At 51.6% G+C, this 24,306-nt stretch carries 21 protein-coding genes; 4 read left to right on the forward strand and 17 right to left on the reverse strand.

The annotated features are described in order from the left end of the window. The first annotated feature begins 106 nt into the window (after positions 1–106). Positions 107–1,012, forward strand: a complete 906-nt coding sequence (locus A6301_RS19600) for a LysR family transcriptional regulator (RefSeq protein WP_234258538.1) — start codon at positions 107–109, stop codon at positions 1,010–1,012. 91 nt (positions 1,013–1,103) lie between these two features. Here A6301_RS19600 and folA read toward each other — a convergent pair whose 3' ends face one another. The 3 genes from folA to A6301_RS19615 form a co-directional block, all read right to left on the reverse strand. After that, complete coding sequence (folA, locus tag A6301_RS19605; RefSeq protein WP_015841772.1) at positions 1,104–1,586, reverse strand: type 3 dihydrofolate reductase; 483 nt, start codon at positions 1,584–1,586, stop codon at positions 1,104–1,106. A gap of 110 nt (positions 1,587–1,696) precedes the next feature. Beyond that, complete coding sequence (locus A6301_RS19610) at positions 1,697–2,167, reverse strand: threonine/serine exporter (protein WP_048262415.1); 471 nt, start codon at positions 2,165–2,167, stop codon at positions 1,697–1,699. Further along, positions 2,158–2,931, reverse strand: coding sequence for a threonine/serine exporter ThrE family protein (locus A6301_RS19615; protein ID WP_137740180.1), 774 nt, complete (start codon positions 2,929–2,931; stop codon positions 2,158–2,160). Before A6301_RS19615 ends, A6301_RS19610 begins: the two co-directional genes overlap by 10 nt. A gap of 257 nt (positions 2,932–3,188) precedes the next feature. On the opposite strand from A6301_RS19615, the gene A6301_RS19620 reads away from it, so the two are divergent. Beyond that, a complete protein-coding gene (locus tag A6301_RS19620) occupies positions 3,189–3,803 on the forward strand; it encodes a LysE family transporter (protein WP_107169192.1) in 615 nt (204 codons plus the stop codon). A 70-nt stretch (positions 3,804–3,873) separates the two neighbouring features. On the opposite strand, the gene A6301_RS19625 is transcribed toward A6301_RS19620, so the two are convergent. From A6301_RS19625 to ribF, 10 genes are all read right to left on the reverse strand, one after another. After that, entirely contained in the window at positions 3,874–4,242 is a 369-nt protein-coding gene (locus A6301_RS19625) for a VOC family protein (protein WP_234258539.1), read from the reverse strand. 97 nt (positions 4,243–4,339) lie between these two features. Then, positions 4,340–5,029: a YafY family protein gene (locus tag A6301_RS19630; protein ID WP_107169194.1), complete on the reverse strand. Its 690-nt coding sequence runs from the start codon at positions 5,027–5,029 to the stop codon at positions 4,340–4,342. A 160-nt stretch (positions 5,030–5,189) separates the two neighbouring features. Continuing rightward, positions 5,190–8,414 (reverse strand): carbamoyl-phosphate synthase large subunit, encoded by a 3,225-nt coding sequence (gene carB, locus A6301_RS19635; protein WP_234258540.1) that lies wholly within the window; start codon positions 8,412–8,414, stop codon positions 5,190–5,192. Between the two features lie 14 nt (positions 8,415–8,428). Further along, complete coding sequence (gene carA / locus A6301_RS19640) at positions 8,429–9,577, reverse strand: glutamine-hydrolyzing carbamoyl-phosphate synthase small subunit (RefSeq protein ID WP_205540290.1); 1,149 nt, start codon at positions 9,575–9,577, stop codon at positions 8,429–8,431. Positions 9,578–10,022: 445 nt separating this feature from the next. After that, positions 10,023–10,844, reverse strand: a complete 822-nt coding sequence (gene dapB / locus A6301_RS19645; RefSeq protein WP_205540291.1) for a 4-hydroxy-tetrahydrodipicolinate reductase — start codon at positions 10,842–10,844, stop codon at positions 10,023–10,025. Positions 10,845–11,179: 335 nt separating this feature from the next. Further along, the gene (ispH, locus tag A6301_RS19650; protein ID WP_107169198.1) at positions 11,180–12,130 is read right to left on the reverse strand and encodes a 4-hydroxy-3-methylbut-2-enyl diphosphate reductase; all 951 of its coding nucleotides are present in this window, start codon (positions 12,128–12,130) and stop codon (positions 11,180–11,182) included. Further along, positions 12,111–12,584 (reverse strand): FKBP-type peptidyl-prolyl cis-trans isomerase, encoded by a 474-nt coding sequence (fkpB, locus tag A6301_RS19655; protein WP_215483172.1) that lies wholly within the window; start codon positions 12,582–12,584, stop codon positions 12,111–12,113. Before fkpB ends, ispH begins: the two co-directional genes overlap by 20 nt. Then, positions 12,584–13,099: a signal peptidase II gene (gene lspA, locus A6301_RS19660; protein WP_107169200.1), complete on the reverse strand. Its 516-nt coding sequence runs from the start codon at positions 13,097–13,099 to the stop codon at positions 12,584–12,586. The genes fkpB and lspA overlap by 1 nt, the downstream gene beginning before the upstream one ends. After that, the gene (gene ileS / locus A6301_RS19665; RefSeq protein WP_205540292.1) at positions 13,096–15,909 is read right to left on the reverse strand and encodes an isoleucine--tRNA ligase; all 2,814 of its coding nucleotides are present in this window, start codon (positions 15,907–15,909) and stop codon (positions 13,096–13,098) included. Before ileS ends, lspA begins: the two co-directional genes overlap by 4 nt. Before the next feature lie 31 nt (positions 15,910–15,940). Further along, positions 15,941–16,882, reverse strand: coding sequence for a bifunctional riboflavin kinase/FAD synthetase (ribF, locus tag A6301_RS19670; protein WP_234258541.1), 942 nt, complete (start codon positions 16,880–16,882; stop codon positions 15,941–15,943). Positions 16,883–17,307: 425 nt separating this feature from the next. Here ribF and rpsT point away from each other — a divergent pair, with 425 nt between their 5' ends. After that, a complete protein-coding gene (gene rpsT / locus A6301_RS19675; RefSeq protein WP_005973217.1) occupies positions 17,308–17,571 on the forward strand; it encodes a 30S ribosomal protein S20 in 264 nt (87 codons plus the stop codon). 88 nt (positions 17,572–17,659) lie between these two features. Here the strand turns inward: rpsT and nhaR are convergent, their stop codons facing one another. The 4 genes from nhaR to dnaK form a co-directional block, all read right to left on the reverse strand. Then, positions 17,660–18,565, reverse strand: a complete 906-nt coding sequence (gene nhaR, locus A6301_RS19680) for a transcriptional activator NhaR (protein WP_234258542.1) — start codon at positions 18,563–18,565, stop codon at positions 17,660–17,662. Positions 18,566–18,597: 32 nt separating this feature from the next. Beyond that, positions 18,598–19,794, reverse strand: coding sequence for a Na+/H+ antiporter NhaA (gene nhaA / locus A6301_RS19685; protein WP_234258543.1), 1,197 nt, complete (start codon positions 19,792–19,794; stop codon positions 18,598–18,600). A 266-nt stretch (positions 19,795–20,060) separates the two neighbouring features. Then, positions 20,061–21,197: a molecular chaperone DnaJ gene (gene dnaJ, locus A6301_RS19690; RefSeq protein WP_014701502.1), complete on the reverse strand. Its 1,137-nt coding sequence runs from the start codon at positions 21,195–21,197 to the stop codon at positions 20,061–20,063. 108 nt (positions 21,198–21,305) lie between these two features. After that, on the reverse strand, positions 21,306–23,213 hold the full coding sequence (gene dnaK / locus A6301_RS19695) for a molecular chaperone DnaK (protein ID WP_129706846.1): 1,908 nt from the start codon (positions 23,211–23,213) through the stop codon (positions 21,306–21,308). 490 nt (positions 23,214–23,703) lie between these two features. Here dnaK and satP point away from each other — a divergent pair, with 490 nt between their 5' ends. Then, a complete protein-coding gene (satP, locus tag A6301_RS19700) occupies positions 23,704–24,279 on the forward strand; it encodes an acetate uptake transporter (RefSeq protein WP_005973207.1) in 576 nt (191 codons plus the stop codon). Positions 24,280–24,306: the final 27 nt, after the last annotated feature.

Raw genomic sequence — 24,306 nt, forward strand, 5'->3', positions numbered from 1 at the left:
CCCCTGGCTCACAATATAAAATTCACAACGTCATTGGGATGTTCCAATACTCATCCATCCATTAAACTAATGGAAATTCGTAATTTTCACATGAGACATGCATAGAATGGATGATTTGCGTCGTATCGACATGAATTTACTGCTAACACTTCATGCTCTGCTGACGGAAAAACACGTTACGCGGGCTGCGCTACGTCTGCACCGCAGCCAGCCTGCCGTCAGCCATTCACTATCACAGCTGCGTCAGATTTTTAACGATCCATTGTTAGTCCGGCGTGAGGCTGGTTTGACACTAACAACCCGCGCTCAGGCACTACTCGATCCGCTGGAACAGGCGCTTGATCAACTAAACGGACTTATTCAAGCACCACAGTTCGATCCGCGTCATAGCACACGACATTTCCGTTTAGTCCTCTCTGATTACGGTACGAATGCCGTCCTGCCAATGCTCATGCGGCATCTCCGTACACAGGCTCCTGGTATTTCGCTGTCCGTCGGCCATGCTGGTCGCGAAATGATGCTGGCACAGTTGATCGATGGAGAAATTGACTTAGCCCTCGGCGTATTCCCTGAACGCCCGTCGGAGGTACACGCAGAACTTCTCTTTGAAGAGCATTTTTCCTGTCTGGCCGACCGCGCCACGCTGCCGGAAAACGGCACACTGTCGTTTAGCGAATGGCTGGAAAGGCCGCATATTCTGATCACGATGCATCCTGATTCTGCCAATGAAATTGACAGTACGCTGGCAGCCAGTGGCCAATCGCGTAATGTCGTGCTGGCACTGCCCCACTGGCATGCTGCCATCAACCTCATTGCCGGTACTGACCTGATTTTGACGGCTGCGCGACGCAGCATGTCACAAATCAATTCGCCTGATTTGCACGTTTTTCCACCGCCGTTCACGATCCCCAATTTCGCATTCCAGCAGGTGTGGCATACGCGACGCGAGAGCGATCCTGCGCATCGCTGGCTGAGAAAAGCCATTTGGGAAAGCTGTCAGGCGGGGAAGTAAAATAGCGGGTAAGAAAACGAAAAAACCCGCAACAAAGGCGGGTTTGGGTATTCATCGTATTACCGACAGCGCGTTATCGCAGGAAAGGTGCTTAGCGGCGTTCCAGAATTTCAAAGCAGTAACTGTGTGAGTTACGCTCATCAGCATCATGGAATTCGCTGAAAACAGACTGCCATTCGTCCGGCTCATAGTCAGGGAAATGCGTGTCGCCTTCCACTTCAGCATCAATATGCGTCAGGTAGAGACGATTAGCCTGCGCCAGCATTTGCTGATAAATACTGCCGCCGCCAATCACCATCACTTCTTCAACCTCGCCCGCCGCCGCCAGCGCAGCATCTAACGAAGAGACCCAGGTCACACGATCGTCATCACCGGGATGATTACTAACAACAATGTTCAGTCTGCCGGGCAGCGGCTGACCGATAGAGCGGAAGGTGTTACGCCCCATAATAATCGGCTTATTAAGCGTATTACGCTTAAACCATGCCAGATCGGCTGGCAAATGCCACGGCATCGCGTTTTCCATGCCAATCACGCGATCCACTGCCAGTGCAGCAATCAAACTAATAACCATGGTGAAAAAACCCTGTAGGTCAGAAAATTGCTGACACTATACGGAAAGCCCCTTCACTCGTCGACATGGAGACGAGACCGAAACGTAATATAAGAGAGCTCCGACGCTATTTATACTCCTGGCCGTTTACGGTAGAGCCAGATTCCCGGTAAAGACAGGCCGATAGAGAGCGCACCGACAATAAAACTGGCCTTTAGGAAATTGGTCATCATGACGCTCATCAGCGCCTCGCTGTAGCCAAGGTGCGAAATCTCCACCACCGAAATCATCGCCGTGTAGGCAGAAATACCGGGAAACATCGGAATGACGGCTGCCACAGTGAAGACTTTCGGATGCGCCAGCAGCCAGCGTGACCAGCGAATACCCGTGATGCCAATCAGGATTGCCGCCAGAAACGATGCCCATTCGATATTCATACCAAAATGTATCGCCAGAAACCGTACGCCATGCCCGACGCCTCCCAACAGCGCGCAGTAAGGCAGCACTTTCAGTGGCACATTGAAGACCATAGCAAACCCCAACGCAGGGACCGCGGCCAGCACCATATCCTGCAAGAGCGCCCAGAGTAAACTTAAGCCCATCCGCGTAATCCCCACAACGACATCGCCATCACCACACCAATACAGGTTGCCAGCGTCAATAAACTCGCTACCGTCCAGCGCGCCAGACCGGTATTCACGTGCCCTTTAAACATATCCGCCACAGCGTTAATTAGCGGGAAACCGGGAACCAGCAGCAGCACACTCGCCGCCATCGCCACCGTCGAGGTTTGAGAAAAAGCAGGCAGGCGCATCAACAACCCGGATGCCGACGTCGCGACAAACGCGGTAATACAGAAATTGATTAGCGGATTCAGGTGCCGTCCGGTAAAAACCTGTCGGACGTACATCGCCAGGCCGCTGGCAATCAGCGTGACAATAAACGCATCCCACCCGCCGCCGTTCAAACGGCTGAAGCAGCCGCAGGAGAGCGCCACGACGGAAACCATCAGCCAACGCGGGTAGCGCAGTGGCTTAATATTTCCCAGACGCTTCTCCACGCCCGCCACATCCAGCAGTTTATGCTCGGCCATGATCACCGCATGCTGCACCTCAATAACGACGTGCATATTAATGCCGCGATCCACATTCTTCCGCGTTGACGTCAGGCAATGCCCCTGCATGATGGTGGTTAGGACAATCGAATTTGCCGAAATTGAACTCTCAACGCTATCGGCCCCCAGTGCCATACCCAACCTTGAAGACAGCTGCTCCACGACCATACTTTCTGCACCATGCTGTAACAGCAGCAGCGCACACTGAATACACAGTCGGGTTATCTCCCGCTGCTGTGGTGCTTCACCCATCCGTTTTGCGCCACTGGCTTGTTTTTCACCACTAAATGGTTTTTCACCACTAAATGGTTTTTCACCACTGAATGGTTCACGGTTCTCACGTTCACTGACCATGTTGTTCTCTCAACCCGCCCCTGAAATTAACCACAAAAAATGAAAGGATAATTGTTAACATATCGCCGCCGAATAACCAATAAGTGTGATGCGAATTCATTATTCTGGCGTTATGATTCCCCTCGCCCCTCTCTTTTTTACTGTCTGGAATGATCATGCTAGAAACATCGCTGTTTGTCGCGACCATCGCCACGTTAGGGATGATCTCCCCCGGCCCCGACTTTTTCCTCGTCATCAGGAATGCCGCGCGCTACCCACGCGTCGCCGCACTGATGACCGCATTTGGCGTAATCTGCGGTGTAGCAACCCATATGGCGTACTGCGTCGCCGGGCTCGCCGTCGTCATCACCACCACGCCGTGGCTGTTTAATGTACTGAAATATGCCGGTGCCGCCTATCTAATCTGGATCGGTGTTCAGGCACTATTCACGCGCGGTGGCAGCAAGCTGGATGTATCACATCTGGCACAGCAAAGCGTCAGCCTGAAGAAAGCCTTCCTGCAAGGTTATCTCTGCAACCTGCTTAACCCGAAAGCCACACTATTCTTTCTGGCAATGTTCACTCAGGTTCTAAATATTCACTCCGGTATTGGTGAAAAACTGTGGTATGCCATGATTATCTGGGGACTATCTGTCGTCTGGTGGCCGCTGTTGGTGGTGCTTTTCCAAAGCGAACCGGTACGGCGCGGATTAGCTAAAGTACAGAAATTGGTAGATAAGCTGCTGGGAACGGTGTTGATCGCGTTAGGTATCAAAGTGGCGCTAGGTTGATCGCCGTCTGGAGCGATATACCCCCTCCGATTTTCACCGAAGGGGGTTATGGCCTTATCCTGAAGTGAGCTTAGTAACTGGCATAATAAACACGTAATCGATGTTGATCGGGATCGAGTGCCACGAACGTCAGGCCAAAATCCATCTGGGTGATGCCCTGAGCGATAGTTATATTCCGTGCCTTCCAGCTTTCATACATCGCATTCAATGCAGCCTCACTCTCGACACGAATGGCTAATTCGCTACCACCGCCCACTAATTGCGCTACCGGTTTAACCTCATGCTTAGACCACAACCCCAATAACAACCCAGAGTCAAAGGCAAACATGGCAAAGTTTTCCGACTTCTCAATAGGCTGAAAATCAAACAGTTCACGATAGAAACGTTCACTGGCAACAGCATCTTCCACATATAAAATAATAAAATTTGGTGCGTTCATCAGAGACTCCCTGTAATCAGGTGAGATATAAGCAGAAGGATTCTGCTTGCCTGAATGCATCGTAGTACGCCCTGATGTCAATTTTTGTCAGTAGCCATTACTGCTGAGGAATGCCCTCTTTTTCATACCACTCTTTTAATAACTGCTGCCGACGACGAGGATAGCGCTGTTCCAACACCGACATGCTACGGATACGTTCAGCTCTGAAATGACGAAACTGCTGACGACGTTCGCACCAGGCGGCAATCACGTGCGTTTGATCGAAAAACCCCAATGCAAACGGCCAGATAACACGGTGGGATTCATCCCCCTGAAGGTCACAATAAGCAATCTCCGTACGACGTTCTGCACGAATAGCATGACGCAAGACAGATAAATCGATAACAGCAGCGGGAGTAACTTCTGCCTTACCCACTAATAATCCTGAGGAATCGAGTGCATTGCGCAACTCTGGCGGTAATACCGCCGCAATCTTCATCAACGCATTACGGGCTGCCCCCGCCAAACGCTCATCTGTTCTTCGGACGACCCAGCGCGATCCCAATACCAATGCTTCAATTTCCTCTTCTGAAAACATCAGAGGAGGGAGAATGAACCCCGGGCGCAGGATATAACCTAATCCCGCCTCGCCCTCAATATGCGCTCCCTGCAACTGTAGCGTAGCAATATCACGATAGACGGTTCTCTGGCTCACATTTAACTTTTCCGCCAAATACGCCCCTGTTACGGGAAACCGGTGATGGCGTAATATCTGTAAAAGCTCAAGTAAACGCTGCGTTCTGGACATCATCTCACCCTGATTTCAGGCATAGAAAACCTGTTCAATACCGGCCTTAAAACAGAGTGGCTGGAAAGAGGATTTCAGGCTAAATAAAAATACAAAAAAGCCAGCGCTGTTACCAACGCTGGCTTTCATCATCGGTTTATTGCCTACCGAAGCCGGTCAATCAACCTTTAATCATCGCATGCATTTCCTGCACGGAAGTCACCTTCTCCGTCGGATCTGCCGTCAACGACATCGCGGTAGCGAAACCACCGTTCAGCGTCGTGTCGTAATGCACCTTGTATTGCAGCGCACTGCGGCGAATCAGCTTGGAATCCTCAATCGCCTGACGTCCTGCCGTGGTGTTGACGATGTAAGTATACTCGCCGTTCTTGATGCGGTCCTGAATGTGCGGACGACCTTCGTGCACCTTGTTCACCAGACGTGGATTAATGCCCGCTTCACCCAGCTCAATCGCCGTACCGTGTGTCGCATCCAGCTCAAAGCCGTGTTTCAGCAGTTTGGCCGCCAGATCCACCACACGGGCTTTATCGCCCTCACGTACCGACAGCAGCGCACGTCCGGTTTTCTTCATGTGCGAATTGCTGCCCAGCATCGCCTTGGCAAACGCTTCAGCAAACGTGCGGCCAACGCCCATCACTTCACCGGTTGAACGCATTTCTGGCCCCAGAATCGGGTCAACGCCAGGGAATTTGTTGAACGGCAGCACCACTTCTTTCACTGAGTAGTAAGGCGGGATGATTTCTTTGGTGACGCCCTGCTCAGCCAGCGTGTTGCCTGCCATCACGCGTGCCGCGACTTTCGCCAACGGAACGCCCGTCGCTTTCGAGACGAATGGTACCGTACGCGCAGCACGTGGGTTCACTTCAATCAGATAAACTTCGTTATCCTTCACCGCGAACTGCACGTTCATCAGACCGCGAACACAAAGTTCAAACGCCAGTTTCTCAACCTGCTGACGCATCACGTCCTGAATCTCTTTGCTTAACGTGTAAGCCGGCAGTGAACAAGCCGAGTCACCGGAGTGAACCCCTGCCTGCTCGATGTGTTCCATAATGCCGCCAATCAGTACACGTTCGCCGTCGCAAATGGCATCGACGTCCACTTCGATAGCATCGTCAAGGAAGCGGTCTAACAGAACCGGCGCATCATTGGATACGCTCACCGCGTTTTGGAAGTAGCGACGCAGGTCGATTTCGTCATACACGATTTCCATCGCACGGCCGCCCAGAACATAAGAAGGACGAACAACCAGCGGGTAGCCGATACCACGCGCTTTTTCTACCGCCTGCTCAATGGTCGCGACCGTGGCGTTAGCAGGTTGCTTCAACCCAAGACGATTAACGGCCTGTTGGAAACGTTCACGGTCTTCTGCACGGTCAATCGCGTCCGGGCTGGTGCCGATAACCGGCACACCAGCGGCTTCTAGCGCACGTGCCAGTTTCAGCGGCGTCTGGCCACCGTATTGCACGATAACGCCTTTTGGCTTCTCGATACGGACGATTTCCAGCACATCTTCAAACGTTACCGGCTCGAAGTACAAGCGGTCAGACGTATCGTAGTCTGTTGAAACGGTTTCAGGGTTACAGTTGACCATGATGGTTTCATAACCATCTTCACGCAGCGCCAGAGAAGCGTGGACGCAGCAGTAGTCAAATTCAATTCCCTGACCGATACGGTTAGGCCCGCCACCCAGTACCATGATTTTGTCACGATCCTGAGTCGGGTTGGCTTCACACTCTTCTTCGTACGTGGAGTACATGTACGCCGTATCAGTGGCGAATTCTGCCGCACAGGTATCGACACGCTTATAGACCGGATGCAGGTCGAATTTATCGCGCAGCTTGCGAATTTCGCTTTCTGCCACGCCAGCCAGCTTCGCCAGACGCGCATCGGCAAAGCCTTTACGCTTCAGCGTGCGCAGGAATTCTGCATCCAGCGCGGTAGCGCCTTTCTCTGCAACCTGCTCTTCCAAACGAACCAGCTCTTCAATCTGCACCAGGAACCAGCGATCGACGTTGGTCAGGTTAAACACGCCATCGACGGACATCCCCGCGCGGAAGGCATCGGCGATGTACCAGATACGCTCGGCACCGGCATCTTTCAGCTCGCGGCGGATTTTGGTCAGCGCTTCTGGATCGTCCAGATCCACTTTCGGATCGAAGCCCGTTGCGCCCACTTCCAGGCCACGCAGCGCTTTCTGCAAGGATTCCTGCTGCGTGCGACCAATCGCCATCACTTCACCCACAGATTTCATCTGCGTGGTCAGACGATCGTTGGCACCCGCGAATTTTTCGAAGTTGAAGCGCGGAATCTTGGTCACAACGTAGTCGATAGCCGGTTCGAAGGACGCTGGCGTACGACCACCCGTGATGTCATTCATCAGCTCATCGAGCGTGTAGCCTACAGCCAACTTGGCCGCAATTTTCGCAATCGGGAAGCCCGTTGCTTTAGACGCCAGCGCGGAAGAACGTGATACGCGTGGGTTCATTTCGATCACGATCAGACGACCCGTTTTCGGGTTTACCGAGAACTGAACGTTGGAGCCACCCGTTTCTACACCGATTTCACGCAGTACCGCCATCGAGGCGTTACGCATGATTTGATATTCTTTATCGGTCAGCGTTTGCGCTGGTGCAACGGTGATGGAGTCACCGGTGTGGATACCCATCGCATCAAAGTTTTCGATGGAGCAGACGATGATGCAGTTGTCGTTCTTATCACGCACCACTTCCATCTCATACTCTTTCCAACCAATCAGCGATTCATCGATCAGCAGCTCTTTGGTTGGCGAAAGATCCAGCCCACGTTCACAGATCTCTTCGAACTCTTCGCGGTTGTAAGCGATGCCGCCACCGGTGCCGCCCATCGTAAAGGAAGGACGAATAATACACGGGAAGCCGACGTCAGCCGCGACAGCCAGCGCTTCTTCCATATTATGTGCAATACCAGAACGCGCCGTGTCCAGACCGATTTTCTTCATCGCGACGTCGAAACGGCGGCGATCTTCTGCTTTATCAATCGCGTCTGCCGTTGCACCAATCATGGTGACGCCGAACTCGGCCAGCACACCCTGGCGTTCCAGCTCCAGCGCACAGTTCAGCGCGGTCTGGCCGCCCATCGTCGGCAGCACCGCGTCTGGACGCTCTTTTTCAATAATTTTACGCACCACTTCCCAGTGAATTGGCTCGATGTAAGTTGCATCGGCCATTTCAGGGTCGGTCATAATGGTTGCCGGGTTGGAGTTCACCAGAATAACGCGGTAACCCTCTTCACGCAGCGCTTTACACGCCTGTGCACCCGAGTAGTCAAACTCACACGCCTGGCCGATAACAATCGGGCCTGCGCCCAGAATCAGGATGCTTTTAATATCTGTACGTTTTGGCATTTTCTCGCTCCTGATTATTTAGCTGAAGAACGGTAAGTCTGAATCAAGTCAATAAAGTGGTCGAACAGCGGCGCGGCATCGTGCGGGCCAGGGCTGGCTTCTGGATGCCCCTGGAAGCTAAACGCCGGTTTGTCAGTACGGTGAATTCCCTGAACCGTGTGGTCAAACAAGGATTTATGCGTGACGCGCAGCGTGTCCGGCAGGTTATTTTCATCCACCGCAAAGCCGTGGTTCTGTGCGGTGATCATCACACAGTTGTTATCCAGATCTTTTACTGGATGGTTGCCGCCGTGGTGACCCAGCTTCATTTTGATGGTCTTCGCACCGCTCGCCAATGCCAGCAGTTGGTGACCAAGGCAGATACCGAACACCGGAATATCCGTTTCCAGGAAGGTTTTAATCGCGCGAATCGCATAGTCACACGGTTCCGGGTCGCCCGGGCCGTTAGAGAGGAAAATACCGTCTGGATTAAGCTTCAGTACGTCTTCAGCAGACGTTTGCGCCGGAACAACCGTCAGGCGACAACCGCGATCTACTAGCATACGTAAAATGTTGCGTTTCACGCCATAATCATAAGCCACTACGTGGTAAGGCAACTCACTCTCGTTTTTCGCCGCAGGCAATTCGCCTTCCAGCGTCCAGCTTCCCTGTAACCAGCTGTAGCTTTCCGTCGTCGTCACTTCTTTTGCCAGATCCATCCCCTTCAGCCCTGGAAAGGCTTTCGCTTTCTCCAGTGCGACGGCAGCATCCGGTGCATCGCCCGCGATGATGCAGCCATTCTGTGCGCCTTTTTCACGCAGCAGACGGGTCAGTTTACGGGTGTCGATGTCGGCGATGGCAACGATGTTGTTGCGTTTGAGGTATTCAGACAGGCTTTCTTCACTACGGTAGTTGCTGGCAATCAGAGGTAAATCGCGAATAACCAGACCTTGAGCCTGTACAGAGGGGGATTCTTCATCGTTGGCATTAGCGCCGACATTACCGATATGGGGATAAGTGAGAGTGACAATCTGGCGGGAATAGGAAGGATCAGTAAGGATTTCTTGATAACCGGTCATCGACGTATTGAAGACCACTTCCCCCACTGCCGATCCTTCTGCCCCAATAGCCCGACCGTGGAATTGGGTTCCGTCTTCCAGAACCAATAGCGCTGACTTAATCAAAACACCCTCCAAGGAATAAAAAATCACGTTATTTGCATATTAATTCAGATTCGAGCCACTAAATCAATGCAAAAACTACCTGTAAGGCCAATTTTTGGCAAATTGGGCGCATTTTAATGATGGTCTTCCCGATTGTCTACCCAAACTGCTTTTTTTCTCTTATTTTTATGCTTTCCGAAATAAATAACCGCCCACTGACGTAAAAAGCCGTATCAACTTAGACAGGTAAACGGTTGCGAGACAATTTTGTTAAAATCAGGGTAACAAATCACCAGCAAAGGACATTTAGGCAGTGAGGAAGGTAAACCATCACGAAAAAAGAGAATAAAACTCAAATAAAAATCGGTGATAACAACAAAAACAAACCAAAAACATGAAAGTAAAGGTGAGAACAAAAAAACCCACCTTTTTCATAAAGATATTTTTTTATAAAAAAAATAAAGTACTACAAATCATCCAAAGAAAGCACATCTCTCATATCAAAAAGACCAGATTTCTTCGCACCAATCCAAATAGCCGCTCTTACGGCACCATTAGCAAATGTCATACGGCTAGAAGCCTTGTGGGTAATCTCAACGCGCTCACCAATATCAGCAAACATCGCCGTATGCTCACCGACAATGTCACCCGCCCGCACGGTAGCAAAACCAATGCTTTTAGGATCGCGTTCTCCCGTATGACCTTCACGCGCGTAAACGGCGCAGGACTTCAGATCGCGTCCCAGCGCATCAGCAATCGCTTCGCCCATCGCCAACGCGGTGCCAGACGGCGCATCCACTTTGTGGCGGTGATGTGCTTCAATGATTTCGATGTCAGTATAGTCGCCCATGACCTTGGCTGCTTTTTCCAGCAGTTTCAGCATGACATTGACGCCAACGCTGAAGTTCGCCGCAAACACAATCCCGATATCCTGTGCAGCCAGCTTAATCGCCGCCTTACCTGCGTCATCAAAGCCGGTTGTCCCAATAATCATGCCCTTACGATGCTGACGGCAAAATGCCAGATGCGCGAGCGTCCCTTCTGGTCGGGTGAAGTCGATCAAAATATCGAAATCATTCTGCACGGCATCCAGGTTTTCATTCACGGTGATACCGTTTTTACCCAGCCCCGCCAGCTCACCAGCATCACTTCCGATCAGGGACGAGCCAGAACGTTCGAGTGCCGCGCCCAGTACCACACCGTCCATTTGCTCAACAGCCTGAATTAGCTGACGCCCCATACGGCCGCCCGCACCAACCACCGCAATACGGATGGATGAATCTTTCATAATGTCTCTCTCTTTTTGATCCTGACGACATAAAAATAACATCAGGTTAACGGGCGCTGCGCACTATCGCCAGCGGATTTACCGCCAGATTAGAAAATACTGTTTGAAGCCGCAGAAAATCAGCAAAACTGTCTAGCTACAGCCAGCAGAATCGCATCTGAAAGCGATGAAAAGCCTTAAAGCGTTTGAAGACAAGCAGAAACGCTCAGAAATAAACCATACGTGTTAATGCATAAAAATTCATTTTTATGCATTAACACTTTCATGAATGAATACAAGGAGAGATAGAGACTGGAATAACAGCGATAGAGCCGAAGCCCTATCGCAGAAACAGACTAATCGATCTGTTTAACTTCAACGCGCAGCTCTTTCGGTACTTCAAAGACGATGTTTTCTTCACGCCCTTGCATTTCAACCGCAACCTTGCCGCCTAATTCTTTCAGGCGCTGAATCACCTGTTGAACCAAAATATCCGGTGCCGATGCTCCTGCGGTGACGCCAACCTGCGCAACGCCCGTTACCCATGATTCCTGGATATCTTCGGCTGCATCAATCAGATAAGCCGCTTTCCCGGCTCTTTGAGCCAACTCAGCAAGGCGGTTGGAGTTTGAGGAGTTTTTAGACCCCACAACAAAAACAACATCCGCCTTATCCGACAAATGACGAACCGCTTCCTGACGATTGGTCGTTGCATAACAGATATCATCTTTACGCGGGCCCACAATCTGCGGGAAACGTTCGCGCAACGCATCAATTACCGCATAGGTATCATCAACAGAAAGCGTGGTTTGCGTCATAAAGCACAGATTAGTTTCATCTTTTACGCGTAACTGCCAGACATCCTCAGGGGACTCGACCAGATACATGCCACCATCCGCATTGCTGTACTGCCCCATCGTTCCCTCAACCTCGGGGTGCCCAGCATGCCCGATCAGAATGGCTTCTACGCCTTTCTTACTGGCCCTGGCAACTTCCATATGCACCTTGGTTACCAAAGGACAGGTCGCATCGAATACCGTCAGGTCGCGGTTTTTGGCTTCATTACGTACCGCTTGCGAAACACCATGTGCCGAAAAAATCAGAATCGCACCGTCCGGCACATCTTCGATCTGCTCAATAAAGATCGCACCGCGTTCGCGTAAGCCATTAACCACATAGCGATTATGTACCACTTCATGACGAACGTAGATCGGCGTACCAAAAAGCTCCAGCGCACGTTCCACTATGCTGATAGCCCGATCGACACCGGCACAGAAGCCGCGTGGATTAGCCAGCAGAATCTGCATGTGATGCCTCCTGTTGTACGGGATCAATGTCCAGTACTTCAAGATCGAAGGTAATCGCCTGACCGGATAAAGGATGGTTGAAATCCACCGTGACTGACTCTTCAGTCACATCACGGATAATCCCCGGCATATCATTCCCAGCGACGCCGCTGAACAGCATGATGGTGCCAACATCCGGCACGCCGGTCTGGGCAAAATCACGACGTAAGAAGAACTGGATCAGGTTCGGGTTGGTCGGTCCAAAGGCTGACTCCGGCGGCAGCGTAAACTTACGTTTATCACCACGCCTCAACCCCAACAGATGTTGTTCCAGCGCGTCAGACAGGCTACCGTCACCAAGGCGAAACAGCGCAGGCTTGCCGCGCTCACGCGTGGATTCAGCCGCAGAGCCATCCTCCAGCGTCAGAATAAAATGCACCAGCAGCGCGCTGCTGTGCTGCACAGTCTCAGACATCAGTGACCCTTTTGCTTAACGGTATCAGTATCATCATGCGTACTGAAAAACCCTTCCAGTACGATGAGCGCCGCACCAATACAGATGGCGGTATCGGCCAAATTAAACGTGGCAAAGTGCCAGTCACCGACATAGAAGTCGATAAAATCGACGACAAATCCGTGCCATGTCCGGTCAAACAGATTGCCCAATGCACCGCCGATAATCAGCGAATAGGCGATGTTATTTAGCTTCTGCTTGACGTTGCCACGATACATCATCACCAGCAGCGCAACCACGATAGCAATCGCGATACCCGCAAAGAACCAACGTTGCCAGCCGCCTTTATCCGCCAGGAAGCTGAATGCTGCGCCGTAGTTACGGGCGTAATGCAGATTCAGAGAAGGCATCACTGGTACCGTATCTCCCAGCGCAAAGTGGGCAAGAATCCACTGCTTGCTGCCAAGGTCGATAACTAAAACCAGTAGCGCCAGCCAGAGCCAGCGCAATCCGCTCGAACAGATTTTATTCATCAGACAAATTTACGCTCTTCGCCATTACCGCCCACGTTAGTCGCACAGCGACCACACACTTCAGGATGCTCGGCATTGCTACCAATATCCGTCTCGTAATGCCAGCAGCGTGGACACTTGTGCCCTTCTGCCTCACTTAAGGCAATTTTCAGTCCGGTGAGTTCCGTTGCCTGTGCGCTATCCGGCGCATTTTCATAACGTTCTACTCGCGCTTTTGACGTCAACAGCGCAAAGTGCAGTTCCTGCTGTAGCTGGTTCAGCTTGTCTGCCAGATTAGCATCGGCGTACAGCGTGACGGAAGCTTCCAGCGAGCCACCGATGCGCTTATCATTACGCGCCTGCTCAATGACTTTGTTCACTTCGCTACGTACTTTCAGGATATCCGCCCAGAACGTATCGTTCATCGTTTCAGAGGCATCCAGCGCAAACAGACCGTCATACCACTCTTCGGTAAACACGTACTGCGCACGTTCGCCCGGCAGGTAACTCCAAATTTCATCCGCAGTGAAGGACATAATCGGTGCCATCCAGCGTACCAGCGCTTCTGAGATATGGTATAGCGCAGTCTGGCAGCTACGACGTGCAACACTGTCGCTTTTTGCCGTGTACTGACGATCTTTAATGATGTCCAGATAGAACGAGCCCATTTCGATTGAGCAGAACTGCATCAGGCGCTGTACCACACGGTGGAAATCGTAGCTTTCATAGGCTTCGAGGATCTCGTCCTGCGCCGCTTTCGCACAGCCAACCGCCCAGCGATCCAGCACCACCATCTCTTCCGGTTTTACAATGTCTTTCTGCGGATCAAACCCATTCAGGTTCGCCAGCAAGAAACGCGCAGTGTTACGAATACGGCGGTAGGCATCGGCGGAACGTTTCAGGATCTCATCGGATACGGCGATTTCACCAGAGTAATCCGTTGAGCCGATCCACAGGCGCAGAATGTCAGCGCCCAACTTGTTCGTCACGTCCTGCGGGCTAACGGTATTCCCGATCGACTTGGACATCTTACGACCCTGACCATCAACGGTGAAACCGTGGGTCAACACCTGACGGTAAGGCGCTTTACCTTTAATCGCGGTGGAGATCATCAGAGAAGACATGAACCAGCCACGATGCTGGTCAGAGCCTTCCAGATACATATCTGCTGCGTGACCGCCGAATTCAGGGCGAGCCTCCACTACGGAGGCGTGCGTTGATCCAGAATCGAACCACACGTCCAGCGTATCTGGCACTTTGACGTAGTTATCCGCATCTGCGCCTAGCACATCGGCCGGATCGAGATCCCACCATGCCTGAATACCATCAGCTTCAACACGTTTCGCCACCGCTTCAATCAGCTCAGCGGTACGCGGATGCAGTTCTTCCGTCTCTTTATGAACGAAGAGTGACATCGGCACGCCCCAGGTACGCTGACGGGAGATACACCAGTCAGGACGGTTGGCGACCATCGATTCAATACGCGCCTGACCCCAATCCGGAATCCACTGCACCCCTTTGATTTCAGACAGCGACTGCTTACGCAGGCCTTTCTGATCCATGCTGACGAACCATTGTGGCGTTGCACGGAAAATGATCGGCGATTTATGACGCCAGCAGCACGGATAGCTATGCTGTAATTTCTCTACGTGCAGCAACATGCCTTTTTCACGCAGGATTTCAACGATCAGATCGTTAGCTTTGAAAACGAATTTGCCATCCAGCTCAGGATAAGTACCGCTCAGGTAGCAGCCGTTCGGCCCCACCGGGTTAGCGATTTCCAGATTGTATTTTTGGCTGATCACATAGTCGTCAGGACCGTGACCACCGGCAGTATGTACTGCACCCGTACCTGCATCCAGCGTCACGTGGTCGCCCAGAATGGCAGGGACATCGAAGCCCAGGAATGGATGTTTGAAACGCAGCAGCTCAAGATCCGCGCCTTTGCAGTCACCCAGCACTATCCACTGAGTCACACCCACGCGTTTCATGACGCTTTCAACCAGATCGGCCGCCAGAATCAGTACCTGGCCGTCAATCTGAACCAGTTGATAATCGAACTCTGCATTCAGCGAGATCGCACGGTTTGCTGGTAACGTCCACGGCGTCGTCGTCCAGATCACCAGCGAAACAGGGCCGTCTACGCGACTCACGCCAAACTTGGCTAATACCGCCGCCACATCAGTCGCGTTAAACGTCACATCAATGGATGGGGACGTTTTGTCGTAATACTCAACCTCTGCTTCCGCCAGCGAGGAACCGCAGTCCACACACCAGTGAACTGGCTTAGCCCCCTTATGCAGGTGACCGTTATCAATGATGCGGCCCAGCGCACGAATGATGTTCGCTTCGGTTTTGAAATCCATCGTCAGGTAAGGACGATCCCAATCGCCCAGTACGCCGAGACGAATAAAATCGGCTTTCTGCCCGACAATCTGCTCCGCAGCATATTTACGGCACTCAGCGCGAAATTCTGCCGCGCTGACTTTCTCGCCCGGTTTACCGATCAACTGTTCGACTTTCAGTTCGATCGGCAAACCATGGCAGTCCCAGCCCGGCACATAAGGAGAATCGTAGCCAGACAGACCTTTCGATTTAACAATAATATCTTTCAGAATCTTGTTAACTGAGTGACCAATGTGAATGCTGCCGTTCGCGTACGGAGGGCCATCGTGCAAAATGAAGGTCTTCTTTCCCTTTTTCGCATTACGAATAATCCCGTACAGATCCTGCTCATACCAACGTTTCAGCATGTCAGGTTCGCGCTTGGCCAGATCGCCACGCATCGGGAACCCTGTTTCCGGCAAGTTCAGGGTAGTCTTATAGTCACTCATTAGATTCTCGATTTCGTTTCGGCTAGAAAAATTAAACCGGTGTCTTTAACCCGAAGAACGTCCGGGCGGTCACCACATCATCGGCGATTTGCTGTTTTAACGCATCGAGCGAAGCAAAACGCTGTTCATTACGGATCTTTTTACGCAGTACGACTTCAATATGACGACCATAGAGGTTCATCGTCACGTCCAGCAAATGCACTTCAAGCTGCTGGCGTTTATCACCATTTACGGTCGGACGTGTACCAATATTGGCGACGCCCGGCAGAGGTTCTTCACCCAGACCATAAACGCTGACGGCATAGACCCCGCTGACAGGGGAAACCTGACGTTTCAACGGCAGGTTGGCAGTCGGGAACCCAATGGTTCTGCCCAGCTCTTTACCATGTTCTACGCGCCCGGAAATGCAGTAAGGGTGACCCAACAGGCTTTCTGCCAGTTCAAGCTCATCACGACTGAGCGCTTCACGTACTGCCGTGCTGCTGACACGTTTGCCACCATTGCAGAACGAATTGGTGCTGATGACATCAAACCCCGACTCACGCCCAGCCTTCTGTAATAACAGGAAATCACCCTGACGACCAGCCCCGAAGCGGAAGTCATCGCCCACAACCAGAAACTTCACGCCGAGTTTCTTCACCAACAGAGAAGAGACGAATGTTTGAGCATCATTGGCGGCAAAATACGCATCAAATTTGACGCACAGCAGATAGTCCACGCCAGCCTGCGCCAGATACTTCACCTTGTCACGCAGACGCGTCAGGCGTGCGGGGGCTTTGTCCGTAGCAAAAAGTTCCAGCGGCTGCGGTTCAAAAATCATGACCATCACCGGCAACCCACGAGTGCGACCTTCCTGCTTCAGTCGTTCAAGCAGCATTTGGTGTCCGAGGTGCACGCCGTCAAAATTACCAATAGTGAGCACACAGCCGTAATGGTGTGCCCGAAGATTGTGTATACCGCGAATTAGCTGCATGGCTGGCCCAGAACAAAGGGTTAAAATTATGGAAATCGGCGGATTATACCTTGTACAGCGAGTAAGGTTAACCCGCGATTCGCGCCTTTTGCAGCCACCCTATAAATCGTGCCAGTATTTGTACGTTTTTTAGCTGAATCATCGATGAATGAGGCGCATATGCAGAATATCCAGGTAGCGGATGTCCCATCCAATCCGACTTTACCGAGAGCAGACAGGGCTTTATCAAATTCAAGATGAAATTATGATGCGAAAGGCTGTATTCCACCGCGTGAAGCTGCTAAAATCCTGCGCCATCACAACGTAACAAGTGTCGACGTACAAACGACGCTTATTTGCACAAATCCATTGACAAACGAAGGCTAAACGAGCATATTCCACGGCCTTTGAATTGTCCTCGATTGAATATATTTGGGAGTTGGACCTTGGCTAATATCAAATCAGCTAAGAAACGCGCCGTACAATCTGAGAAGCGCCGTAAGCATAACGCAAGCCGTCGCTCAATGATGCGTACTTTCATCAAGAAAGTATACGCGGCGATCGCTACTGGCGATAAAGAAGTGGCACAGAAAGCGTTTAATGACATGCAACCGATCGTGGATCGCCAGGCTGGTAAAGGTCTGATTCACAAGAACAAAGCTGCACGTCATAAATCCAATCTGGTTGCGCGCATCAACGCCATGCAATAATCACGCATCTGCGTGTAGTTGCTAAAAAAACCGGCTTAGGCCGGTTTTTTTGTATCTGTTGTACGACAAGTGCTTATGCATCGTCCCGTTATAGACTTGCTGTTCTATCGCGGAAAAGCGCAGCGAAATCCGCGTTACAGACACGCTGTACTGCGGGGTGCTGGATCATTCTGGCCGCAAAAATCGCATAATACTCGTCCTGGATGTTCTCGATCCTACCAATCTCGACGATATCCCCCTGCTGGTAGATTTCATTGGCATACAGCGACGGCGCAACGAAAATTGCATCGTTATTAATGCCAAACGCCGTCATCAGCGCCGCATCATCAAACTCGCCCAAAATATCCGCCTGAATATTCTGCGCCGTAAACCAATTCAATAGCTTGCGTCCCAGCATGGTTCTACGTCCTGGAATCAGTAATTTACGTTGTTCAAGACAGGCAGGGAAAGCGTGCTCAGGCTGTGGGCGCTTACAATAAAAGCTCACACCACATTCACCTAACTTGAGTGAAAACAGCCCTTCCTGCTGCGTCGAATCCACCGGACAATCCGACAGAATCATATCCAGCTTATGCTGACTCAACTGCTCCAACAGCATCTCATGCGTCGACTCAAAACAACGCAAATGAATATGTTCCTGTTCCGTTACGACTGTTTCCAGCACCCTGCTTACCAGCCGTTTGGACAACGCATCGGCCACGCCAACGTCGAATAGCAGATTCGATTCTTTGCGGTAGTTCACAATATCCAACATTTCCTGGCTGAGCTGGAACATGCTATCCGCATAGCGAAAAACGAGCTGCCCCAGCTCTGTCGGTTCCAGCCCTCGCCCTTTACGCTTGAAAAGTTTGCCCTGCAAACGCTCTTCCAGACATTTAATTTGCCCGGTGATCGTCTGCGGGGTTAAAAACAGCGTTTCTGCCGCACCGGCAACGGAGCCAGACTTATAAACCTGCCAGAAATAATAGAGATGGTTAAAATTCAAATGAGACACACCCGCCCCCTCTTCACGCCTCTCGCATCGCATCAACCCTTACACGGCTGAACCACCTTGTCCAGCGCTGGCAACACCCCGCGTAATGCCAGATAACCCAGCAGCGCTGCCAGTCCCGATGCCAACAGAATTCCCAGCTTGGCATAGGTAATCAATTCCGCATCGCCGCCGGAGAAGGCCAGTAGCGTAATAAATATCGACATAGTAAAGCCGATACCACACAGCATAGAGACCGCCACAATCTGGTTAAAGAGCACACCAGCAGGCAGACGCGCATAGCCCAGCCGAATGGTTAGCCAACTGAACAAGGTAATGCCCAGTGGTTTGCCGATCAGCAGCCCAGCCGCAATACCGAGGCTCAACGGGGAAAGCAGTTTTTCCAACACAACCCCATGTAAAACAATGCCTGCGTTGGCGAAGGCAAACAGCGGAATAATCAGAAACGCGACCCACGCTTGTAAGCCATGTTCCAACGTGGTTGCCGGAGAAGGTTTCCCGTCGGATGTGCGCAGAGGAATAAAAAATCCGACAATAACTCCTGCCAGCGTCGCATGAACGCCACATTTCAGAATGCAAACCCATAAGACTATCCCTACCAGCAAATAGGCGGACGTCTTCCTAACCTGCTGTCGGTTCATATAAGCCAGAACAGCAATCGCCAACACCGCCCCCGCCAGAGCAGGCCAGAAAATCTGCTGCGTATAAAACAGAGCAATAATCAGGATCGCTCCCAGATCGTCAATGATCGCCAGCGCCAGCAGGAAGACTTTCAACCCTGCTGGAACGCGTTTGCCCAATAGTGTCAGTACCCCAATGGCAAACGCGATGTCTGTCGCAGCGGGAATCGCCCAGCCAGCGCGCGTTATCTCATCATTCGCATTAAAAAGCAGAAACAGCAAAGCGGGAAAAACCATTCCACCTACCGCAGCAGCCAATGGCAACATCGCCTGCTGACGACTGGCTAATGTGCCTTCGACTAACTCGCGTTTTACTTCCAGACCAATCAGCAGGAAAAAAATCGCCATCAAGCCATCATTAATCCACAGCAGCAGGTTCTTATTGATTTCCAGTGTGCCAAACCGCATTTCTACTGGCATCATCAGGAATTGTTGATAGCCCACAGCAGTAACAGACCAATTAGCAAGTACGATCGCCAACACCGTTACCACCATTAGCATCACGCCAGCGGCCACATCCAAGCGAATAAAGCGGCGAATCATTGTTATCATTGACTTAATCTCCCATCAGGCACAAACGTCACTACCGTACGTTCGCTTTATTGCAGGCAAGATTACGCAATCCAATCACTCGTTAAAAGTAGATTAAAACTGGCTTAACACTCGAAAAAAACGATCTATTGAATTGAGGGTATTGAGAAAAAAGCATAAACAACGTTGCGCAGCAACGGCCGCAGAGTGACAGACGAGGATACGGTCATAAAAAAACCGGCGGGCTTACCCCACCGGTTTTTCTGCCACGCGCTAACGAAAAGCGATTAACGGGTCAAATCGTCGAAAAACTTCTTCACGCCGTCGAAAAAGTTTTTCGAGCGTGGACTGTTTCTTTCGCCAGACGGGCCACCGAAACTCTCATCGAGCTCTTGCAGCAATTGTCTCTGCCGCTCGTTCAGATTAACTGGCGTTTCCACAACCACGCGGCACAGCAGATCGCCCTGTGCACCGCCGCGAACCGATTTCACACCTTTGCCGCGCATACGGAACAGTTTTCCGGTTTGCGTTTCCGCAGGCACTTTCAGCTTCACGCGGCCATCCAGCGTCGGGACTTCAATCTCGCCGCCTAATGCTGCCATTGCAAAGTTGATCGGCACTTCGCAGTACAGGTTGTTTTCTTCACGCTGGAAGATCGGATGCGCTTTAACCTGAACCTGAACGTACAAATCGCCTGACGGTGCGCCGTGCTCGCCTGCTTCACCCTCGCCAGATAAGCGGATACGGTCGCCCGTGTCCACACCCGCCGGAATTTTCACCGACAGCGTTTTGCTCTTCTCTACGCGACCATGGCCGTGACATTTGACGCACGGATCTTTAATGATCTTACCGCGACCATGACAGTGCGGACACGCCTGCTGCACGGTAAAGAACCCCTGGCGCATCTGTACCTGACCGTTACCATGACAGGTTGGACAGGTGACCGGCGAGCTACCCGGCTTCGCACCGTTGCCGTGGCACACATCACACTCTTCCAGCGCAGGAATACGGATCTCTTTGGTGACGCCACGTACCGCTTCTTCCAGCGTCAACTCCATGTTGTAGCGTAAATCGGAGCCACGGCTTGCGCGCTGACGACGGCCACCGCCAAAGATGTCTCCGAACACGTCGCCAAAAATATCACCAAAATCAGCACCGCCGCCGCCAAAGCCACCGCCGCCTCCACCCATACCGCCCTGCTCAAACGCCGCGTGACCGTACTGATCGTAAGCTGCGCGTTTTTGCGAATCGATAAGGATCTCGTAGGCTTCTTTGATCTCTTTAAACTTGGCTTCTGCCTCGCTATCACCAGGATTACGATCCGGGTGGTACTTCATCGCCAGACGCTTGTACGCTTTCTTTATTTCGCGCTCATCCGCGCTTTTAGCAACGCCCAGGCTTTCGTAATAATCTTGCTTCGCCATTTCTTTTCCTGCCCCTCAACATGCGTGCACGGGCGCAGAGTTTCCTCGACGCCCGTGCTGATTGCCAGCAATAGCCTTGTGGCTGCTACTGCGCCCGCTCAAGGGCGATTACTTTTTGTCTTTTACTTCTTCAAACTCAGCATCAACGACATCGTCGTCGCGACGAGCAGAGGCATCATCAGCGGCACCTTCAGCACCAGGCTGTGGCTGAGATGCTTCCAGCAGTTTGCCGGAAACCTGAACCAGTGCCTGAATCTTCGCTTCGATTTCTGCTTTGTCTTCGCCTTTCAGCGCGCTTTCCAGCGCTTTCAGTGCGTCGTCAATGGCAGTTTTGTCATCAGCGGCCAGTTTATCGCCCACTTCTTCCAGCTGCTTACGCGTGCTGTGCAGCAGGTGATCGCCCTGGTTACGTGCCTGAACCAGCTCTTCAAACTTACGGTCAGCTTCAGCATTCGCTTCTGCATCGCGTACCATTTTCTGAATTTCTTCTTCATTCAGACCAGAAGATGCCTTGATGGTGATCTTCTGCTCGCGACCGCTGTTTTTGTCTTTCGCAGAAACGTGCAGGATACCGTCAGCATCGATGTCGAAAGTGACTTCGATCTGCGGCATACCGCGCGGTGCAGCCTGAATACCATCCAGATTAAACTGACCCAGAGATTTGTTGTCGTGCGCGCGCTTACGCTCACCCTGCAGAACGTGAATCGTTACCGCAGACTGGTTGTCTTCCGCCGTCGAGAACACCTGACTGTGTTTCGTCGGGATCGTGGTGTTCTTAGCAATCAGCGCCGTCATCACGCCGCCCATGGTTTCGATACCCAGAGACAGCGGGCTTACGTCCAGCAGCAGAACGTCTTTCACGTCACCAGACAACACACCGCCCTGAACCGCAGCACCGATGGCAACCGCTTCGTCCGGGTTCACGTCTTTACGTGGCTCTTTACCGAAGAAGTCAGCGACTTTCTTCTGTACCAGAGGCATACGCGTCTGACCACCAACCAGAATCACGTCCTGAATTTCAGAAACAGACAGGCCAGCATCCTGCAATGCGACTTTCAGCGGCTCAAGAGAACGGTTCACCAGTTCTTCGACCAGAGATTCCAGTTTCGCACGAGTCACTTTGATGTTCAGGTGCTTAGGACCGGTCGCGTCAGCCGTGATGTACGGCAGGTTAACGTCGGTCTGCTGTGCAGAAGACAGCTCAATCTTGGCTTTTTCTGCTGCTTCTTTCAGACGCTGCATCGCCAGTGGATCGTTACGCAGGTCGAAACCTTGCTCTTTCTTAAATTCGTCAACCAGATAGTTAATCATGCGGCTATCGAAGTCTTCACCACCCAGGTGGGTATCACCGTTGGTCGCCAGCACTTCAAAGGTTTTTTCGCCATCAACTTCGTCGATTTCGATGATGGAAATATCGAACGTACCGCCGCCCAAGTCGTAAACCGCGATAGTACGGTTGCCAACTTCTTTATCCAGACCATACGCCAGCGCTGCCGCGGTTGGTTCGTTAATGATACGTTTGACTTCCAGACCCGCGATACGACCAGCATCTTTGGTTGCCTGACGCTGTGCATCGTTGAAGTAAGCCGGTACGGTGATAACCGCTTCGGAGATCGTCTCACCCAGATAATCTTCCGCCGTTTTCTTCATTTTTTTCAGCACTTCAGCTGAAATCTGCGGCGGAGCCATTTTCTGATCTTTCACTTCCAGCCATGCATCGCCATTATCCGCCGCGATGATTTTGTACGGCATGATGTTGGCATCGCGCTGAACTTCTTCGTCTTTAAAACGACGACCAATCAGACGCTTGATAGCAAACAGGGTATTTTTCGGGTTGGTCACTGCCTGACGTTTAGCCGGTTGGCCAACCAAAGTTTCACCGTCTTGCGTATAAGCAATGATTGAAGGCGTGGTGCGATCGCCTTCGCTATTTTCCAGTACTTTTACCTGAGTACCGTCAATAATCGCGACACAAGAGTTGGTTGTACCCAGGTCGATACCAATAATCTTACCCATCTAAACATCTCCACTAAAAAGTCATATTCGGTGTGGTGGTTAAACCTACTACCTACTGTGCGGGCGAAATGTCGTTTTTCAACAAGATTTCTCGTTTTATAGCGACACACCCTCGTTTTTCATCAGCAGCACACGTTTCATTTTCATGCTAACCACCGATGTAACGGCCCGACACACGCCTTTGCGGCAGGTCAAACTGTTTCGGTTGGAAATAAGATGGGGCCAACATTTCTATCATCAAGGGGGGAAGATGAAAAAAAATGGCCTTTATCCCTCTTACGATCAAACTATTCTGCCTTCCCGATGTTGTGTCCATTCCAAACGCCCGATATGATGCCGCGCTCGTCGCAAAAATGGGGACATATCCCTACACAATGGCGGGCAATAACACCTAAACGACACCTATCCCAACGTGATTGGCGCATTCGCTAACCTGAATGCCGCGCCCGACGCGAAGGGACTATTAATAATCTGTTATTGCAGAGGATTTATGAGCACGAACACGTTGGCAAATCCTGGTCCATTAGGACTGATGGGCTTCGGGATGACCACTATTCTGTTGAACCTGCACAACGCAGGCTTTTTCCCACTTTCTTCAATCATTCTCAGCATGGGTATCTTCTACGGCGGTATTGCCCAGATTCTGGCTGGCCTGTTGGAATATAAAAAAGGTAATACGTTTGGCGTGACAGCGTTTACGTCTTATGGCGCGTTCTGGCTGACGCTGGTTGCCATTCTCGTCCTGCCGAAAATGGGTCTGGCGGAAGCCAGCGATGCTCAGTTCCTTGGGGTATTCCTGGGTCTGTGGGGCGTCTTCACGCTGTTTATGTTCTTCGGTACATTCGGCACCAACCGTGCCCTGCAATTTGTATTCGGTAGCCTGACCGTGCTGTTTGCTCTACTGGCCGTAGGTAACTTTACTGGCAACCACGCACTGCTAACCTTCGCGGGTTACGAAGGTATCATCTGTGGCGCTAGCGCCATTTATCTGGCAATGGCTGAAGTGCTGAACGAGAAGTTTGGCCGCACCGTACTGCCAATTGGTGCTCGTGGTGCGTCTCACTGAGTTCTGGCGCAGCATAAATACCGACGC

Origin of the sequence: Pectobacterium sp. IFB5596, assembly GCF_021432585.1 — a bacterium.
In the GTDB taxonomy this organism is placed as follows: domain Bacteria; phylum Pseudomonadota; class Gammaproteobacteria; order Enterobacterales; family Enterobacteriaceae; genus Pectobacterium; species Pectobacterium punjabense.

Bases quoted from the DNA above. Each gene is read 5' to 3' on its own strand.
- A6301_RS19600 (WP_234258538.1), top strand. From the start codon at position 107: ATGGATGATTTGCGTCGTATCGACATGAATTTACTGCTAACACTTCAT.
- folA (WP_015841772.1), bottom strand. From the start codon at position 1,586: ATGGTTATTAGTTTGATTGCTGCACTGGCAGTGGATCGCGTGATTGGC.
- A6301_RS19610 (WP_048262415.1), bottom strand. From the start codon at position 2,167: ATGGGCTTAAGTTTACTCTGGGCGCTCTTGCAGGATATGGTGCTGGCC.
- A6301_RS19615 (WP_137740180.1), bottom strand. From the start codon at position 2,931: ATGGGTGAAGCACCACAGCAGCGGGAGATAACCCGACTGTGTATTCAG.
- A6301_RS19620 (WP_107169192.1), top strand. From the start codon at position 3,189: ATGCTAGAAACATCGCTGTTTGTCGCGACCATCGCCACGTTAGGGATG.
- A6301_RS19625 (WP_234258539.1), bottom strand. From the start codon at position 4,242: ATGAACGCACCAAATTTTATTATTTTATATGTGGAAGATGCTGTTGCC.
- A6301_RS19630 (WP_107169194.1), bottom strand. From the start codon at position 5,029: ATGTCCAGAACGCAGCGTTTACTTGAGCTTTTACAGATATTACGCCAT.
- carB (WP_234258540.1), bottom strand. From the start codon at position 8,414: ATGCCAAAACGTACAGATATTAAAAGCATCCTGATTCTGGGCGCAGGC.
- dapB (WP_205540291.1), bottom strand. From the start codon at position 10,844: ATGAAAGATTCATCCATCCGTATTGCGGTGGTTGGTGCGGGCGGCCGT.
- ispH (WP_107169198.1), bottom strand. From the start codon at position 12,130: ATGCAGATTCTGCTGGCTAATCCACGCGGCTTCTGTGCCGGTGTCGAT.
- fkpB (WP_215483172.1), bottom strand. From the start codon at position 12,584: ATGTCTGAGACTGTGCAGCACAGCAGCGCGCTGCTGGTGCATTTTATT.
- ileS (WP_205540292.1), bottom strand. From the start codon at position 15,909: ATGAGTGACTATAAGACTACCCTGAACTTGCCGGAAACAGGGTTCCCG.
- ribF (WP_234258541.1), bottom strand. From the start codon at position 16,882: ATGCAGCTAATTCGCGGTATACACAATCTTCGGGCACACCATTACGGC.
- nhaA (WP_234258543.1), bottom strand. From the start codon at position 19,794: ATGATAACAATGATTCGCCGCTTTATTCGCTTGGATGTGGCCGCTGGC.
- dnaJ (WP_014701502.1), bottom strand. From the start codon at position 21,197: ATGGCGAAGCAAGATTATTACGAAAGCCTGGGCGTTGCTAAAAGCGCG.
- dnaK (WP_129706846.1), bottom strand. From the start codon at position 23,213: ATGGGTAAGATTATTGGTATCGACCTGGGTACAACCAACTCTTGTGTC.
- satP (WP_005973207.1), top strand. From the start codon at position 23,704: ATGAGCACGAACACGTTGGCAAATCCTGGTCCATTAGGACTGATGGGC.